The organism is Candidatus Liberibacter africanus PTSAPSY, from assembly GCF_001021085.1.
In the GTDB taxonomy this organism is placed as follows: domain Bacteria; phylum Pseudomonadota; class Alphaproteobacteria; order Rhizobiales; family Rhizobiaceae; genus Liberibacter; species Liberibacter africanus.
Genome location: NZ_CP004021.1, coordinates 241,537 through 259,896, shown reverse-complemented (window position 1 = coordinate 259,896; position 18,360 = coordinate 241,537). Strand labels below are relative to the sequence as shown.

Here is an 18,360-nt window from a genome sequence, read left to right as displayed (position 1 = left end):
TCCATCAATTTGACATGAATGGGTACAAGTAATTTATCGATGGGCTTTATTATACATTTATAAAACAGATAATAAGACCAACTAAGATATAATTGTTCATTTTCCTATGTTAATTAGCTATAAATATTTTCAGATTATAGGGAAGATTTGCCATCTAATTTTTTTACGGTTTTGGTGAATATATAAAACAAACAATGAACATGTCAAATGAACGCTGATTCAGTTTTTTGCTATTTACCCATCGGTTTTTAATAATCAAAAAACATTATACTGTTATTAAATGCATTTGATATTTGGTTGGGGAACTTGGATTCGAACCAAGATTAACGGAGTCAGAGTCCGTCGTTCTGCCATTGAACTATTCCCCAGTACATTGACTATAGATAAAAATTTGTGGTTTTTAAACTATAAATTCATTAAAAGGTCAATATTCTCTCTTTTTTTGTCAATATACATTAACATTCACTCTTTTGATTTGATTATTTATATTTTACTATTATGAATATTTGACATAATATATTGTTTTCGATTATTTTTTATTTGTACAAATTTATAGTGCTTGGGAAAAGGTATTTTTAGAAGGATCTCTCGTGATAACAAAATAACTTTGATATCAAAAGTATTTTTTACAATAGGGAAAAAATAAAATTTATGGTCAAATTATCTAGTAGTTCTTTACGACGTAGTTTAACTCAGAAGGTAAAGAATGATTCTTGTCAAGGATCTTCGCGAAATTGGTTGAATCGCCATATTAATGATCCTTATGTGCAAAAAGCACAATTAGAAGGTTGGCGCGCACGCTCTGCGTATAAATTGCTCCAGATTAATGAAAAACACCGGATACTTCAATCTAATAGACGTATTGTTGATCTTGGATCTTATCCAGGAAGTTGGTCACAAGTAGCGGCACGTATTACTGGTTCTAATGATAAAAATATTCGTGTAGTTGCTATAGATATATTGGAAATGGAACCTATTATAGGGGTTAAATTTTTCAAATTTGATTTTTTAGATTTAAATTCTTGGGAATTTATACATCAGGCGATAGGTGGAAATCCTGATCTTGTATTGTCTGACATGGCATATCCGACTATTGGTAATCGTAAAATTGATCATTTGCGTACTATGAGTTTATGTGAAGCTGCAGCATTTTTTGCTTTGGAAACGTTGAATGTAGGTGGCGATTTTCTTGTTAAAACGTTTCAAGGAGGAACGACGAACGATATACTTTGTCTGCTCAAAAAAAATTTTCAAAAAGTTATCCATATTAAACCAATGGCATCTCGTACAGAATCAGTAGAAATGTTTATGCTTGCTACAGGATTTAAAAAATAATAACTAGCTATTTTATGATAATTAAGAATTTTTATTGAATTTAATTCATCTTTATGTTGCGCAGAATGCTTCAAGGTAAATAATTTTACTCTTTTGTTTTTTGGTATTGTTTTACTGCAGACAACATAGCATCCATTGCGTAAATACATAACTTTCGTTTTTCTTACTTTGTGCGCTGTCCAAGTCTCTTCAATAAATAATATAATAATGCATATTAATAAAATGTTTTGACTGTTTTTTTATCACTTTCATAAAATTATAAAAAATAAGAGAGGAGTTCTTGGGATTAGTGGATACTTTTCCCCAGCGACTCATTCGTTTTTATGGATGGCTAATTATTCTTAATCATCAAAAGAAGGTATAAAATATCCATTTAATAGTTGTATAGTCTCATCAATAATGATTGACACAGTTTTTATTCACTTTGGTATTTAATAATATTATTGTAAATATTGTGCAAAAATATAGTTTGTCGAATAGATCAATTATTTTGCAAAATAAAATTCCTAAAATATATAGCGATATTGTCGTATTATATATCCTAAATGGTTTTATAATGTAAAATCAATGACTCTTTAACCAGAATAAGTTTTCTGAAAATTACTTAAATATTTTCTTTTTACTCCATAACTATTTTCATAAAAAATATATGTTATACAAAATGATAGTGCTTCATACTATAAAATTTGTAATTCAATTCTAATATTGAAATAGCACATGTTCCGAAATTTTCTTTATCAATTGTGGGCATGACAAAAGCGGTGTTCAATGGGTTTAAGATTCACGGCAATGGTTCGGCCTCTGACGACCGTTTTTTGGAGTATCATTTATCCCTTATTGGTATGGTGGGGGGTAAAAGAGAACCTCTTTAGTCAAAGTCTTCTTGCTGTTCTTACTCCCTTTGAATAAGGGATTATTGCGTGCATTTTTGTCTTTTGGTACACGGACAAAATCGTGCAGAAGAGGAGGGGTTAGATCCAGTGGAATAATTTAGCTACTCCGCTTAAAGTTGTCATGATAACCGCAAGTATGGCTGGTATTTTCCAAATAATATTCTGCATCTCAACACGTATATTTTCAAAACGTAAATTTATTTTTTCAAACCGGCTATCTATTTTTTCAAACCAAGTATCGATTTTATCAAATCGGGTATCTATTCTATCAGAGAGTCTATCTATTATCTGTTCAAATTTATCAACCCTATGATCTACTCTGTCTATTTTTTCGCTTAAGTGTTCATGATCTTTATTCAAGAGATCTAATTTGGTAACGTACTTTTCCTTGTCTCCGGATGGTATATCGGCTGCTTTATTCATTGTATTTCTTCCGTTCCTTTTCCCTCTACTATACATCAAAAAGGTTTATAATTGAAGAAGGAAGTAAAACGTTAGTCTTACCTTCCCAAAGAGGCGATCAAACATTATAAAAAATACCGTTAAATCAACAACTTAAATTTTCAATGGTGGGCATGACAAGAATCGAACTTGTTACCCCTACGATGTCAACGTAGTGTTCTACCAATGAACTACATGCCCTTTTTCAAATAGTCGTATATGTATCATTTCTAAAACATATTATCTAATTTCGTCAACTAATTTATTGGTTTTACATTTTATTTTATATAGTTAACAACCTATTTACTTCATTAACGAGGTCTCGTAAATGAAAAGGTTTTGATAGAACTTTTGCATTTTTAGGAGCATTGGAATCAGGATTTAAAGCAACGGCAGCAAATCCTGTAATAAACATTACTTTTAAATCAGGATCTAATTCAGTTGCTCGACGTGCTAACTCGATACCATCCATTTCTGGCATTACAATATCCGTTAAAAGCAAAGAAAAAGGTTCTTCACGCACTTTATCATATGCGCTAGCTCCATTATTGCAGGATATTACTTCATACCCAGCTTTCCCTAAAGCTTTTATTAAGAAACGCCGCATATCATTGTCGTCTTCAGCGAGCAAAATTTTTTGACTCATCGTATAGAACCGCTATCTTAAAATACTAGTTTGATCTTTATAACATTACCATTTATTTAAACAGAAATATCTTCATTAATACATGAATGAACATTTTATTTCTAGATATCATCTACAACGAATCTTATGTCTTTAACAGTTTTGCTTTTAAATAGTAAATAGCATTATTCCTTAAGAAATATCTATTAGTAATTTTATTCTCCCTGTTTCTGAAACACAAGCGATGAATCAACATAGTTGCAATTAATTCGGTCTATACTATTATTTATAATTGAGAAAGTTAGGGGAGAATATAAAAATAGTTGCGTGGAATCAATGACTCACCATTTCAGCAATTACTAGGTTCGGTCGGTATAAGCTATTTATTTTTTCGAGATAATTATAGAACCTATTAGGTCTTTTGTCTTGTTAATGCATTCTTATTCCTCAATTAAATAGATTTAATGAATATTAATTTTAAACATATGATTTATAACATATGATTTATAAGTGTTGATTGATTATCAACAGTATGAAAATTTCCTTTATTATACGATCATTTAATGTCCATGGTATGGTTTTTTATACATATAGATGAGTGGTTTTAACCTAAAAATTTTTATCATTTAAATTGCTATTATAGTGTTTTAAATTTCATAATGCTGTACGCTAATGAAAGTACTTTTATATAAGCAGGATATGCAAAGATAGAATAGTCTATCTTTTGATCTGATAAGATTATGGCATATCTTTCTATATAGTTATCAAATGAGTTGCTCGTTGAATGAAGTGTCTTTTTAATGTATGATATTGTTGTTTTTTATACATATACTAATGATTAGGAGTCTGTGAAAAATGAGAAAATTTACAATACCAGAAGTTATTTTCCATACACGTGTTAGCAAAGAATTGCCAGATGGCTCTAAAGATTTTCAATGGAAAGATGTAAGTACGCAAGATTTATTTTCAAATAAAAAAGTGTTTCTTTTTGCTTTGCCAGGAGCTTTCACTCCTACTTGTTCTAATCGGCAGCTTCCTGGTTTTGAAAAGATTTATGAAGATTTGCGTTGTCATGGAATTGATGAGGTTTATTGCCTCTCGGTTAATGATGCTTTTGTTATGAATGCTTGGGGTAAAAGTTTAGAGATTAAAAATGTTAAGTTATTGCCTGATGGTTCTGGTGAGTTTACACGTAAAATGGGAATGCTCGTTTGCAAAGATAATGTAGGATTTGGATTTCGTTCTTGGCGCTATGGAGCTCTTATCGAAAATATGGTAGTGACACGTTGGTTTATAGAAGAGGGATTTTCTGACAATCATGCTACAGATCCGTATGAAATTTCTTCTCCTGAAAATGTCTTACAAGTTATTAAGAAAAACTAAAAATAAATCACTCACTTGAGTATCTATATTCATTAATATGGAAGTGTTTTTTTGAATTGAAGAATATAATTTTTATCTGACCTTTCGGTGGTGGGCGGGGGGATAATTATTATATATGATGTTTTTCAAAGAAAGAGACTATATAAAATGACTCAGTATTCCATGTTTTGAAAAATTAAAATAGATATTTAAATAACAATATAGATAACTATTTTTTGGTGCCCAGGAGAGGACTTGAACCTCCACACCTTGCGGTACAGGTATCTGAAACCTGCGCGTATACCGATTCCGCCACCTGGGCACGTGGTCTATTTTGAATTTTATTCCTTTATTGTCAATTTATTTTATTCAATATTCAAAAAGATCTTTTTGTGATTAAGGATACCTGGTAAAAAAGAATTTTTCTAAGTACCTTGATTTACCATATTAATTTTTATTATTTTTTTAAGATTGCTTGTGATTAATAATTTTTTTTGCATTTTAATGAATTGTCCAAGATTTAACTAATATGTGCAAAAAATATCGTTTGCATGATATATATTTTGTTTTTTTGTAGTGCAATTAGTTGAGATAAGCGCTGTATTCATTCAGTATTTTTACGACTGGATGTATTGATGATGGTAATGAACATTTCATAGATCTTTTGTGGTTCGAACATATAAATCGGACAGTTATTTTAATAATTATTTTGAAAGATTTTTTATATATGCTCTCAGCGACGCAGATAATAAAGTCTATTATCGGGAAATTATTTTATTATATCTATCCTACTATTTGTCCAGTTTGTAATAGAGTGATAGATCGTCGTTTTTGTTTATGTGCACATTGTTGGTCAAAAGTTTATTTTATATCTTCTACTGATAATATTTTGGACGATAAAAATAATACCAATGATAAAGATGATTCCCTATTAAATCATATATGTTCTGTAACTGTTTACTGCGATATGTCGCGTGTTTTAGTGCGCCTTTTAAAATACCATGATAGAACTGACTTGGCTATTATGATGGCTAAGTGGATGTTCCGTTCGGGGAAGGATCTAGTAATGGATTCTGATTTGATTGTTGCTATTCCATTGCATCGGTTTCGTCTTATTTGCCGACGATACAATCAGTCAGCAGAACTCGCGCGACTTATTGCTGAGTATGCAAAAAAGCCATTTATTTCTGGAATTTTAGTGCGCCATCGTTTTACTAAACAGCAGGTAGATTTATCTTTATCTGCTAGAAAAAGGAACTTGCATAATGCATTTAATGTTCCTCAATATTTCTATAAGTATGTGGACGGATCAAAAGTTGTTTTGATAGATGATGTTTATACAACAGGTTCAACAGCGAAATTTGCTGATGTTGCATTAAAGAAAGCAGGGGCAGAGAAGGTCAGTATTTTGACTTTTTCCAAATCACTAAAAAATTAAAATGTTTAGTGATTTGGAAAGTTTATTTATCTTCTATGACGAATTAGTCATATTTACGATTTAGTTTTATACCATCAATGTGTGCTGCTATATATGCAACTGTTTTAATATAATTTGTAGAAGAATTCCAACGTTTTAGAGTTGCAAAATTTGCCTCTGTAGGCTGATATCCTTTGCATCTTACCCATCCATTTTTTGATAAGAAATTAGCTGCTGATACAATTGCATCTGTAGGAGATTCTATTAAATTTGCTTGACCATCTTCATCTGCATCTACGGCAAATTTCTTTACATTGCTTGGAAGGAACTGAAATTGTCCAATTTCTCCATACATGGCACCAAGGGATGTAGGGGATATGATATTTTTATCTACAAGATAAAGGGCAGCAAAAAACTCTTCGGTAAAGAATTTAGAACGACGACAGTCATAGGCAAGTGTAGCAAGAGTTGAAAGTATAGGAACTTTCCCCATTCTTGTTCCAAAACTACTTTCTAATCCCCACAAAGATATTATGACACCTGCTGGAACTCCATATTTACGCTTAAGATGTCTAAATGCTTCTTCATTCTTTTTCTTCAATTGTTTACCGGTAGCAATGATAGTAGAGTAAGGAATGGTTTCTAGGTATTCTTTGAAAGATAGTGGTGGAGAGGAAAACATTTTTCTATCTGCATTAATAGTTGCCTCTCGATATTGGAGATTAGAAAATACTTCATCAGCAATTTCTTTATGAACGCCATTTTTTAAAGCTTGCTCGCGTGTATCTGATATCCATTCGTTAAATCGATCGGGAGATTCGGAGCAAATTGCTTGTGATAATGTTGGATACATTAGTATTGTAAATAGCAGGAACAAGGATTTTATTTCTCTAAAAGACATCATGCAACCTTTCTCTTAATATACGGAAATAGATTAGAGGGTACTACTTATTGTTTGTCTCAACCTTTTTATACTAAAAGTTCAGCAATTTGCACGGCGTTTAACGCTGCCCCTTTGCGCAGATTATTTGCAACAATCCATAAATTCAGTCCACTTTTGACAGTAGGATCTTTTCTAATCCGTGAAACGAATACAGGGTCTCTGCCTATACACTCAATAGGTGTAGTGTATCCGCTTTTTTCTATTTTGTCTACTACTACACATCCTAAAGATTGGTTTATAGCATTTATTGCGCTTTGGATAGAGATATCTTTTTCAAATTCTATATTCACAGACTCCGAGTGACCTATGAAAACGGGAACGCGGGCAGCTGTGCAGCTAACCTTTATGTTTTGGTCTAAAATTTTTTTCGTTTCTACTATAACTTTCCATTCTTCTTTTGTATAACCATCATCTAGAAAAACATCTATATGTGGGATGATGTTAAACGCAATATTTTTGGTAAAAACTTGATTTTTGATTTTTTTTTGTGCTAGAACGGATTCCGTTTGACTGATAAGTTCATTTACACCTTTTTTACCGGCTCCAGAAACAGATTGATACGTTGAGACGATGACACGCTTGATTATTGCAAGATCATGCAAAGGTTTTAGTGCTACTACAAGCTGAATTGTTGAACAATTAGGATTTGCTATAATATTTTTGCGAGAAGCCAAAGATATCGTTTCAGGATTAACTTCAGGTACAATGAGAGGCACATCAGGGTGATATCGCCATGCAGAGGAGTTATCTATAACAATACAACCTGTTTTTGCTATTTGGGGGGATATTTTAGTAGATAATGCATTGCCTGCTGACATAAGACAAATATTTGTATTAGAAAAATCGTAGGAATTGACATCTTGTACTTCAATTGTTTTATCCCCAAATGGGAGTTTGGTACCAACTGAACGTTCGGAAGCTAATGCTACGATTTCACTAACAGGGAAACCACGCTCATATACAATATTGAGCATTTCCCTTCCAACATTTCCTGTTGCACCAACAACCGCGATTTTGAATGCCATGACGCCATATTCTTTTCAACAAATAAACATGTTATAACAATCATGCGAATACTGTTTATATAATTCTGAAAACGTGAACCGCAATTCTAGGATAATATTTTAGACACAATAGTCAAGGACAGCTTTTACAAAATTGGCGATTATATTGCTTTTTATTTTTTCTTAGGATTGATTTTTTCTGTTAGAATGTTTATGGCACTTTCTAGATCGATTGTATCAGGATTTTTTTGTTTTGAAAGGCTTGCATTAATTTTTTTCCAATTAAGATAAGGTCCATAACGTCCGTGACGAATCGTGATAGACCCGCCTTCTGGGTGAACACCTATCACATTGCCTTGGTTTTTAGACCTTCTTTGAGAGGTTTTTTCGTTATTCATATCTTTTGTAATATGAGAAACTGCTTGATCAAGATTGATTGTTAGGACCTGTTCTATTGATTCTAATTTAGTATAATTTCCATTGTGGTTGAGATAGCCGCCATATTTTCCAATACCGGCGGTGATGTTTTTTTGAGTTTCAGGATGTATGCCTATTTCTTTTGGTAAAGATAATAAAGACATAGCTTTGTCATAATCTATACTCTCATGTCCCCAACTTTTGGGTAGAGCACAACGCTTGCTATCCTTACCATCGCCTCGTTGTACATAAAAGCCAAAACGTCCTGATCGTAATGTGATAGGATCTTTTGTTTCTGGATCTTCTCCGAGAAGTATAGGTTCTTTTATTTCAGAGGTATCTTCTTGTTTTGACGTCAATTGACGTGTATACTTACATTCTGGATAATTAGTACACCCAACAAAAGCTCCATATTTACTGCTGAGTTTTAAAGATAAAGGATGGATTTTGCATCCAGGACATGTACGATTGTTTTCATTAGTGTCTTTAGGGGGAAATATTACAGAGGATAAGGTGTCATTCAAAATATCCAAGACATTTGAGATTCTAAGATCTTTTATGCTGTCAATTTTCTCAATAAATTTTTCCCAAAATTCATGTAAAACTTTTTGCCAATCCAATTTACCAGTGGATATTTCATCTAATTTTTCTTCAAGATCTGCTGTGAAATCATATTCTATATATTGCCCGAAGAAATTTTTTAAAAAGGCTGTAACGATCCTACCTGTATTTTGCGGTAAAATCTTGCGTTGTTCGGTAATGACATATTTTCTTTTATTGAGTGTTTCTAAAGTCACGGCATAGGTAGAGGGTCGTCCAATTCCTATTTCTTCCATTTTTTTGATTAAAGAAGATTCTGAATATCGTGGCGGAGATTCGGTAAAGTGCTGAGATGCATTGGTTTCTTTGGTAATAAGTTGTGTATTATTATTTATGCGCGTAAGAAGTATATTCTCCTTTGATTTTTTTTCTTGATCAGTTTGATAGTCCCATACTTTTAGAAATCCATCAAAACATAAACAAGAACCAATGGTTGTCATATGTGCAATTTGATCCTTATATGTAGCATCAATACTAAAAGTTGTGCGTTCAAATTCAGCAGAAGCCATCTGACTAGCAACACTGCGTTTCCATATCAAAGTATAAAGCTGAAGTTGTTCGAAATCCAGAAACTGCTCCATTTGTGACGGTGACAAATTAAAGTCAGTAGGGCGGATAGCTTCATGTGCTTCTTGGGCATTTTTGGATTTAGAAGAGTATATTCTTGGTTTTTCAGGGAGATAATTATTCCCATAATTGGAAGAGATGGAATGGCGTACTTCTTCAAGAGCATCAGTAGATATATGGACGCCGTCAGTTCTCATATAGGTAATTAAACCAATAATTTCACCGTTAACATCGATTCCTTCATAGAGCTTTTGTGCTATGCGCATAGTATGTGTAGCAGAAAAGCCCAATCTAGATGAGGCAGTTTGTTGAAGAGTAGAGGTGGTAAATGCAGGCCAAGGATTGCGCTTTACGGGTTTTTTCTCAACTTTTTTCACAATATAAGTGGCTTTTTTCAAGAAAGAGAGTATTTCATCTGCTTCTTTTTTATTGCTGATAGACTTTTTTTCGATGCGTTTGCCATTAAATTCTGTGAGATATGCTGTAAATTGATCGCCATGAGGCGTTTCTAATAAGGCTGAGAGTGACCAATATTCTTCTGAAGAAAAACATTCTATTTGATTTTCGCGATCACATATGAGGCGTAAAGCTACAGATTGGACTCTACCTGCTGAACGAGCTCCTGGAAGTTTTTGCCATAAAATTGGTGAAAGATTAAAACCCACAAGATAATCCAATGCTCGTCGAGCTAGATAAGCATGAACGAGATCTATATTGATATCACGTGGATTGTTTATAGCATGTAATACTGTTTTTTTGGTGATAGCATTAAAAGATACGCGTTGAATCTTTGTGTTTTCGATGAGGTTATTTTGCCTAAGAACATCTAAAATATGCCAAGAGATGGCTTCTCCTTCTCTATCGGGATCGGTTGCAAGAATGAGGGATGTAGATGATTTAACGGCACGGAATATATTGTTTAGATGTTTTTGAGATGAGGGATCAATTTCCCAAATCATTTCAAAGTTTTTATCCGGGAGGACTGATCCTTTTTTGGAAGGTAAATCACGTATATGTCCAAAAGATGATAGTACTTTATAATTTGATCCCACATATTTGCTGATCGTTTTTGCTTTGGCTGGCGATTCTACAATTATAACATTCATTTTTCAATCTCTATACAAGTATGCAATTCTAACATATTACTCGATTTTTTGATAATGGTTATTCCATAACCAATACTGTGATGGATAATTTAATTTATACAGTCTTGATAGATTATTTTCCTTTTCGCAATTAATCCCCATATATTGCATTATTGTGTTTAGGTATACAGTTAGATTTCTTTCAGAGTCATTGAGATGATGGAAATTGCATTGTTAACGACACCTTTCCTTCAGGATGATGGCATAGTTTGCCAGCTAAATCTAACTCTAAGAGCACAAGATATACAATGGTAGCGTTTATTCCTGTATGATGGATGATATCATCTATATGGATTGGGACGTTATTTAAAGATTGTGTTATTCTCATTCTTTCATCTTGAGTGTATTCAATGCCATTGGCGATATTAAGGTCTTTTGTTTTATTTATATCTGATGATGATGATGAAAAGAAGTTCTGTTCTACTTGTGAATGTAGCATTTGAAGAACGTCATGAGCAGAGGTGATAAGGGTTGCTACGTCTTTGATAAGCTGATTTGTTCCTTCGCAGCGAGGGTCTAAGGGTGATCCAGGAACTGAGAAAACCAGTCTTCCATATTCTCCTGCAATTCTAGATGTTATAAGGGATCCTGATCTTTTGGCTGCTTCGATCACTATTAATCCTAATCCTATGCCTGCAATGAGGCGATTACGACGTGGAAAATCATATGCTCGAGGTTCCCATCCAAAAGGCATTTCGCTAATTGCTATGCCTTCATTGCTCAAAATATCTTCTAATAAACTACGATTTTCTGGTGGATAGAGACGATCTAATCCTCCGGCCATCACAGCAATAGTTCCTGTTTTGAGAGCAGCACGATGAGCAGCGGCATCTATACCTAGTGCTAATCCTGATACAATGCTATAGTCTTCAGCGCCGATTTCACGAGCAATTTTTTCTGTGAACTTTATCCCACTTATAGAAGGATAGCGTGTGCCAACAATTCCTACAGCAGGTTTTTTGCATACTGCGTTTAGATTTCCTTTTATGGATAGCAAAGGAGGAGGACAATCTATATAACGGAGCGCTGGTGGATAGTTTGGCTCACTAAGAGCAACAAATTGTGCTCCGTAGGAGTGTGCGATTTCTATTTCTTTTTCTGCTAATTCTTTTGGATAAACGCGCGCCTTTTTGTTTATACCGCCTTGTTGTGTAAGTTCGGGAATCATCTCTAAAGCTTGTTCCGCTGAACCGAAATAATTAATCATATCTCGAAAGGTTGCGGGGCCGATATTATCACTGCGAATCAAACGTAACCAAGAAACTTTTTGATCATCTGTCAGATATACTCCTCTTTTAGGAGGATTGTTTTTTTGCATTATTACTTTCTTTTAATAAAATTTCTATTTTTAAAAATGATTTTTTGTTCTGATCCTAAGATTAGACGTTTGATATTTTCTATATGTTTCCAATAAACTATTATAGTCATTAATGTAAATATGATAGGTATATTGATTTCTGGATATTTGATCCATATTACAATTGTGATAATCAATATTGAAAAAAGAGATGAAAGTGAAGAATAACCTGTAGTTAAGGCAGAAGATACCCAGATAACTACAAGAAGAATGGCTATATCTGATCTTACTGCGATTAAGAAGCCAAGGTATGTGGATACTCCTTTCCCGCCTTTGAATTTAAGCCATATAGGGAATATATGTCCTAAAAATGCTGCAAATCCTGCAAGGGATCCAACGTTGTAATTAAATAATTTATTGACAATTATAAAAGTAATAGTTGCTTTGATTGCGTCAAGAAAGAGAGTAATGGCAGCAAGTTTTTTATTGCTGTTTCTTAGTACGTTCGTGGCACCGATATTTCCAGATCCGGTATATCGGATATCTTTAAATCCAAGCATGCGTGTGAGCAATAATCCAAAAGGTATGGAGCCGATAATATAGCTTAGAATAATTGATATTATTTGTGCGGTGAATTGGTAGGATGAAAATTGTAAATTATACATAAATGGATCAGCTTTCTAATGTATAAACCTTTTTTCCTGAGACGTAGGTTTCTACGACTCTGCCTGTAAAAAATGCTTTATCAAAAGCAGTGTTTCTATAAATAGATGGCGGATCATTTTTTTGCACAGTCCATTGATAGTCTAAATCTATTAATGCAATATCAGCGGTTGCCTTAGGCTGTAATGTGCCGCCTGGAAGATTAAAGATTTGAGCAGGGCGTGTTGACATGGCATAAATGAGATTTTTAAGAGATATCTTTTGACTATGAAATAATTGCAATGCTGCTGATAACATTGTTTCCAGTCCTATTGATCCAAAACTTGCCTCGGGAAAAGGCACAAGCTTTGTATCTATTTTGCGGGGAGTATGGTCAGAAACGATGATGTCTATATCACCTTTTGCAAGTGATTCAACGAGACTCATACGATCTTCTTCAGAACGTAATGGAGGTAATACCTTGCACAAGCTATTATACATTGCGACATCGTTTTCATTTAATACAAGATTGTTGATTGAAATACCACATGTTGCTTTTGTGTTATTTTCTTTTGCATTTTTTAATATAGCTATTGATTCAGGTGTGGAAATAACAGAAGCGTGATAGTGCCCTCCAGTGTGTTGTGCTATCAGTAAATCTCGTGTTAGGGGTATGGTTTCAGATATTGAGGTTATTCCTACCAATCCTAGAGAATTGGCGATTATACCTTCGTTGATAGTTCCTTGTGAATCAAGAAAATAATCATGGGTATCGAGTGCGACTATCGCGTTAAGCATATGGGCGTACTTCATGGAATTAAGAAGAACCTGTGTGTCGTATATGCTCACGGGGCTTTGTACGAAACTGACTACACCTTGTTCTTGTAGAAGGCGTATTTCATTGATTTTTTTCCCTTCCATTTGATGTGTTAGTCCAGCTGTTGGGTATACATGAATGATGGAATTCGCTCGTATATCTTTTAAGGCATATTTGATGAAAGTATATTCGTCACTGAAAGAAGATATTCCTAAAGGCATTAGGATAACAGATGTCACACCTCCTGCCACTGCTTCGTTGGATAAAGTAAAAATATTCTCACTATATTTTTCCGGTGGTCCTGCAAGGGTTACTCGTGCATCAATTAATCCAGGAGCTGCAACAAGTCCTGTGCAATCACGTACTGGAGAAGATTTTGGAAATTGTTTATTAATAACTTCAGCGCCAGAAGCTACAATAATACCATCTTCAACAATGATTGCCCCAATTTCATCGACATCTCGGCTGGGATCGATAATGCGTGCATTATTTAAAATAAACGATGTCATAGTTCTTTCTTTTTTATGTTATTTTGGTTTGCAATAAGCGCTTCGATGATGGCCATACGAATAGCTATTCCTATTTCAACTTGATATTGAATAATGCTTTGTGATCCATTTGCCACACAAGATGAAATTTCGCAATTACGATTTATGGGTCCAGGATGCATAACAAGCGCTTCTTTTTTAGCATATTGAAGCTTTTCATTGTCAAGAGAATACATATGTCTATACTCTCTCATTGATGGAACAAGAGATTGTGACATTCTTTCTTGTTGCATGCGTAATATTATAATTACATCGACATCTTTTAATCCTTTTTTCATGTCATGAAAAACTTCTACTCCCATATGAGATATATTGGTTGGGAGTAATGTTATCGGGGCGATGACGCGTACGCGTGCCCCCATGGCATTAAGGAGAATAATATTAGATCTCGCAACTCTTGAGTGTAAAATATCTCCGCAAATTGCTATATGTAAATTAGATATTTGTCCCTTAAAATGGCGAATAGCAAAAGCATCAAGCAATGCTTGAGATGGATGCTCATGTGTACCATCACCTGCGTTGATGATGCTAGTGCCTTCAATGTTATGAATCAAAGAATTTATCGCACCAGAACATGGATGGCGGATTACAATAATATTAGGTCGTGTAGCATTGAGTGTAGCGATGGTATCAGCAATGTTTTCTCCCTTTTTCATAGAAGAATTTTTTATATTAATATTTATTACATTGAGTCCTAGAAGTTTTCCTGCTATTTCAAAAGAAGTTTGAGTGCGCGTTGATGTCTCTAAGAAAAGGTTAATTTGGGTTAAACCACGCGACTCCATGATTGGTGGATTAAGTTGGCGGTTTATTTGAAAATATTTATTTGCGCGATCCAATAAGTAATTTACGTCTTGTGCAGAAAGATCTTTCACAGTAACAAAATTGTACAAAGGAAACGAATACATCACATGCTCTCCAAAAAAAAGCCACTACTTTTGCTTAACATAAAGAAGAATAATTGTTAATAACAGAGAGAAGGAAACTTGAGACAGATTTTATTAGACTATTTTTAGGAAAACAGTTTATATTTGTAAATAATTTTACATTTGTAGGGAATTAAATTGGGCGGTGACATTATTAAGTGTCCTCTCACGTTATTTAAATAAATTGATCGAAGATAAGCTATGAATCAAGCACATAAACCATCAGATTCCCTTTCTGCATTGAATCAGCCACCTCTTTTTATGGGCACAAATGCATATCGTGGTGATTCTTTACTTGTTGCTCTTGCTGCAAATTTCCCCAGCGCTTTCCATAAGGAGCTTGAAGAATTAGGGCAATATGTTTTTTCTTTTTCTGCACAAGAATTAGCACGTATGGCGAATCATAATGTTCCACAGTTGCATGCGTATGGTCCTGGTGGAGAACGTTGGGATAGGATTGAATTTCATCCATCTTGGCATGTCTTATTGCGTCGTTCTATACATGATGGTTTGCATTGTTCTATTTGGGATAGAAGTTTTAAGCCTGTAGTTCGCAAACAAGTACATAAAATAAGAGCAGCACGTTTGTATTTAATGGCTCAATTAGAAGCTGGACATCTCATTTCTCCCAGTATGACTAGTGCATCCATGGTTGCATTAATGACCACTCCAAGCGTACACAAAGATTGGGCTCCTAAAATATTTTCTAGGGAGTATGATTCTACTAATAAGGCGCCTATGCAGAAAAATTCTGTGACAATAGGGCTGGGATTAACTGAGAAAAAAGGGGGGACTGATATAGCTGCTATCACTTCTCAGGGTCAAAAGATCAGTGATGGTATCTATTGTTTATCGGGACATAAATGGTTTTTATCATCTCCTATGAGTGATGCTTTTATTATGCTTGCACGAGTAGAGGGGCTTTTTGGTTGTTTTTTGGTTCCAAGGATTTTGGAAGATGGTTCTCCTAATGGTCTTTTCTATCAAAGATTAAAGAATAAAGTTGGGAATAGATCTAATGCTACTGTTGAAGTAGAATTTTCTAATACTTTTGGATTTTTGCTTGGAGAACTTGGGGTCAATGCAAGTCCTGTCGAGGACATGAAAATATTGGTATATTTGGATTGTGCTATTATGTCTGTCGCTGGAATGCGTGCTTCCCTTGCTGAAGCCATTCATTATGCTCGTAGACGTTATGTTGATGGTGGTATTCTAATTGATCAACCAGTGATGAAGCGAGTCTTAGCGGATATATCTTTGGATGTTGCCGCTGCAACAGCCCTTTCTTTTCGATTAGCTAATGCTTTTGATGAAGCCAAGTCACGTTCTGAAGAAGCTGCTTATGCGCGTATTATGGCGCCCATTACTAAATATTGGTGTTGTAAAATATCGCCGACAATTATTGCAGAGGCAATGGAATGTATTGGAGGTTCTGGTTATGTAGAAGAACGTGCTATTGGGCGTCATTATAGAGAATCTCCTGCTAATTCTATTTTATTAGGTTCTGGCAATGCAATGGTATTAGATGTTCTTAAGATTTTGGAAAAAGGATCAAATTTATTTGAACATCTCTTTGCTAATCTAGAAAAAGATCTTAGTCTATCTGGTAAAAAAGTAGTTTCTCTTCTACAAGATTTGGTTTCCTTATGTAAAGAAGATAAGGGATCAGCGCGATTTTTGGTTGAAAAAATAGCGGTAGCTTCTTCTGCTGCTGCACTTTATCAAGTGGATATGAGCGATATAGCTGATATATTTCTGGAAGCAAGGTTTTTTGGTAATTGGCAATCAACATATGGTATGCATGATCGGTTTAATGCTTCTCAGATGATAGATCGTTTATATTTAGATCATTGATCAGTATGTGTATTATCCATAGATTTTTGAAAAGTTATTGTTCAATGCATCAAAGATGTTTTTGCTTAGGGGATAATTGTTTTCTTGGTGGAATGGCTCTATCATATTTTGCAAAATGATATCAATGCTATGCCGATGGTAATAAGTATTATCCCCATTCCAGTTTTCCAATCAAACGGTTCATGCCATACAAAAGATGAAATAAAGGTAATAATTATTATAATAGCTGCAGTAACGATAGTTTGTGCAATTTGTAGTGGGAACTGTGCAACGACCATAATATATGAAAAGAAACTTGTGGCATAGAAGAAAAATCCAAGCCAGAAGAATTTATTATTTGCGAAGCGCACCGAATGATCTGTGTTAATATCTCCTGTTTGAGATATGGTGGAAATTTTTACAAGAACAGAAGATAAAATACTAAATACTATATTTATGAGTAAAAAACACCACTTCATTATTCGTCCTTTTTTGTTTTTAAAGCATTGTTACGAGGCAACGCTATGAACATCTTGTTCTCTCCCCTAAGATTACTAAGTAATTGATTTTTTAAGAATATCTTTATCAGGAACTTTCTGTTAAAATACAGAAATAAAATTGCAAAAACTCGACACTGAAATCGCAAGTTAATTATGTTGGATAAATCCTGACAACTCGTTTATAGCATATATATGCTACATAAACCTCGCTATTTATAGCATTTTTTTAATCATTTGTCAATTAATACCAATATTTATGCTCTTGATTAGTACATCTTAGGAGATACGCATAATTGTATTTTCTCTTAATAAATTCATGATGTTGATTAAATGATTGAAAATATTTTTATATCAAAATCAGTAAAAATTTTATTTTATTGTGGGTTTTAGATAGCTAGAAAATTAATTTCTCTTTTTAAAAATTTACTAAGTATTTTCAAAACTATATACATAATTGATATTTTTTTCTATAAAGTGTCAATCAAGATTATAAAGCTTTAGTATTTAGATAGAATGAGAACAAATAAGTCCATGGATAAAAGATCTCTTGTTATTTTACCAAATCCTATTTTACGGAGAATATCTCGTCCGATAGAGAAAATCGATTCGGAGATTATGAACTTAATAGATAATATGTTTGAAGTTATGTATTCTGCTGAAGGTATTGGATTAGCGGCTGTTCAAATTGGAGTTTTATACAGAGTAATTGTAATTGATTTGCAGGATTGTGCTGATAATGGGGGGGCGATGGTGCTTATTAATCCTACTATACTGTCGCGATCGGATGGTTTTTCAGTTTATCAAGAAGGTTGTTTGTCTATTCCAGATTATAGGGCTGATGTAAAGAGAGCGTCTTTTATAACTGTCAGATATATGGATCGTAATGCACAGCCTAATATTATATATGCTGATGGGCTATTAGCTACTTGCTTGCAGCATGAAATTGATCATCTGAATGGGGTCTTATTTATAGATCACATATCACGTTTGAAACGTGATATGGTGATAAACAAGTTTTCAAAATTAGCTAAGTAACGCGATTCAACTT

15 protein-coding genes, 3 tRNA genes and 1 pseudogene are annotated in these 18,360 nt (G+C 33.8%); 6 read left to right on the top strand and 13 right to left on the bottom strand.

The genetic code is table 11. The annotated features are described in order from the left end of the window. Window positions 1-294: 294 nt before the first annotated feature. A tRNA-Gln gene (locus G293_RS01195) sits at window positions 295-368 on the bottom strand. A 283-nt stretch (window positions 369-651) separates the two neighbouring features. Between G293_RS01195 and G293_RS01190 the strand changes: the two genes are divergently transcribed. Beyond that, a complete protein-coding gene (locus G293_RS01190) occupies window positions 652-1,335 on the top strand; it encodes an RlmE family RNA methyltransferase (RefSeq protein WP_047263946.1) in 684 nt (227 codons plus the stop codon). Window positions 1,336-2,089: 754 nt separating this feature from the next. Beyond that, window positions 2,090-2,310: pseudogene (locus G293_RS05910) on the top strand (hypothetical protein); the annotation flags it as partial. Here the strand turns inward: G293_RS05910 and G293_RS01185 are convergent. The 3 genes from G293_RS01185 to cpdR form a co-directional block, all read right to left on the bottom strand. Then, window positions 2,307-2,651, bottom strand: a complete 345-nt coding sequence (locus tag G293_RS01185) for a hypothetical protein (RefSeq protein ID WP_052775003.1) — start codon at window positions 2,649-2,651, stop codon at window positions 2,307-2,309. The pseudogene G293_RS05910 and the gene G293_RS01185 overlap by 4 nt on opposite strands. Before the next feature lie 144 nt (window positions 2,652-2,795). Then, window positions 2,796-2,870, bottom strand: a tRNA-Val gene (locus G293_RS01180). A gap of 82 nt (window positions 2,871-2,952) precedes the next feature. After that, on the bottom strand, window positions 2,953-3,315 hold the full coding sequence (gene cpdR, locus G293_RS01175; protein ID WP_047263945.1) for a cell cycle two-component system response regulator CpdR: 363 nt from the start codon (window positions 3,313-3,315) through the stop codon (window positions 2,953-2,955). 834 nt (window positions 3,316-4,149) lie between these two features. Between cpdR and G293_RS01170 the strand changes: the two genes are divergently transcribed. Beyond that, on the top strand, window positions 4,150-4,677 hold the full coding sequence (locus tag G293_RS01170; protein ID WP_047263944.1) for a peroxiredoxin: 528 nt from the start codon (window positions 4,150-4,152) through the stop codon (window positions 4,675-4,677). A gap of 216 nt (window positions 4,678-4,893) precedes the next feature. On the opposite strand, the gene G293_RS01165 is transcribed toward G293_RS01170, so the two are convergent. Further along, window positions 4,894-4,978 (bottom strand) — tRNA-Leu (locus G293_RS01165). Between the two features lie 405 nt (window positions 4,979-5,383). On the opposite strand from G293_RS01165, the gene G293_RS01160 reads away from it, so the two are divergent. After that, complete coding sequence (locus G293_RS01160; RefSeq protein WP_047263943.1) at window positions 5,384-6,094, top strand: ComF family protein; 711 nt, start codon at window positions 5,384-5,386, stop codon at window positions 6,092-6,094. 43 nt (window positions 6,095-6,137) lie between these two features. Here G293_RS01160 and G293_RS01155 read toward each other — a convergent pair whose 3' ends face one another. From G293_RS01155 to G293_RS01125, 7 genes are all read right to left on the bottom strand, one after another. After that, window positions 6,138-6,977: a lytic murein transglycosylase gene (locus tag G293_RS01155; RefSeq protein WP_244464424.1), complete on the bottom strand. Its 840-nt coding sequence runs from the start codon at window positions 6,975-6,977 to the stop codon at window positions 6,138-6,140. A 65-nt stretch (window positions 6,978-7,042) separates the two neighbouring features. Beyond that, entirely contained in the window at window positions 7,043-8,041 is a 999-nt protein-coding gene (locus G293_RS01150; RefSeq protein WP_047263942.1) for an aspartate-semialdehyde dehydrogenase, read from the bottom strand. A gap of 152 nt (window positions 8,042-8,193) precedes the next feature. After that, complete coding sequence (topA, locus tag G293_RS01145) at window positions 8,194-10,710, bottom strand: type I DNA topoisomerase (RefSeq protein ID WP_047263941.1); 2,517 nt, start codon at window positions 10,708-10,710, stop codon at window positions 8,194-8,196. Between the two features lie 187 nt (window positions 10,711-10,897). Then, a complete protein-coding gene (dprA, locus tag G293_RS01140; protein ID WP_047263940.1) occupies window positions 10,898-12,067 on the bottom strand; it encodes a DNA-processing protein DprA in 1,170 nt (389 codons plus the stop codon). 2 nt (window positions 12,068-12,069) lie between these two features. Beyond that, window positions 12,070-12,711 (bottom strand): glycerol-3-phosphate 1-O-acyltransferase PlsY, encoded by a 642-nt coding sequence (plsY, locus tag G293_RS01135; RefSeq protein WP_047263939.1) that lies wholly within the window; start codon window positions 12,709-12,711, stop codon window positions 12,070-12,072. Window positions 12,712-12,718: 7 nt separating this feature from the next. Beyond that, window positions 12,719-14,014 (bottom strand): amidohydrolase family protein, encoded by a 1,296-nt coding sequence (locus G293_RS01130; protein ID WP_047263938.1) that lies wholly within the window; start codon window positions 14,012-14,014, stop codon window positions 12,719-12,721. Next, a complete protein-coding gene (locus tag G293_RS01125; protein ID WP_047263937.1) occupies window positions 14,011-14,961 on the bottom strand; it encodes an aspartate carbamoyltransferase catalytic subunit in 951 nt (316 codons plus the stop codon). The genes G293_RS01130 and G293_RS01125 overlap by 4 nt, the downstream gene beginning before the upstream one ends. Window positions 14,962-15,180: 219 nt before the next feature. Between G293_RS01125 and G293_RS01120 the strand changes: the two genes are divergently transcribed. Then, the gene (locus G293_RS01120) at window positions 15,181-16,833 is read left to right on the top strand and encodes an acyl-CoA dehydrogenase family protein (RefSeq protein WP_047263936.1); all 1,653 of its coding nucleotides are present in this window, start codon (window positions 15,181-15,183) and stop codon (window positions 16,831-16,833) included. A gap of 101 nt (window positions 16,834-16,934) precedes the next feature. Here G293_RS01120 and G293_RS01115 read toward each other — a convergent pair whose 3' ends face one another. Then, complete coding sequence (locus G293_RS01115; protein ID WP_047263935.1) at window positions 16,935-17,291, bottom strand: membrane protein; 357 nt, start codon at window positions 17,289-17,291, stop codon at window positions 16,935-16,937. Between the two features lie 552 nt (window positions 17,292-17,843). Between G293_RS01115 and def the strand changes: the two genes are divergently transcribed. Continuing rightward, window positions 17,844-18,347, top strand: coding sequence for a peptide deformylase (gene def / locus G293_RS01110; RefSeq protein ID WP_047263934.1), 504 nt, complete (start codon window positions 17,844-17,846; stop codon window positions 18,345-18,347). Window positions 18,348-18,360: the final 13 nt, after the last annotated feature.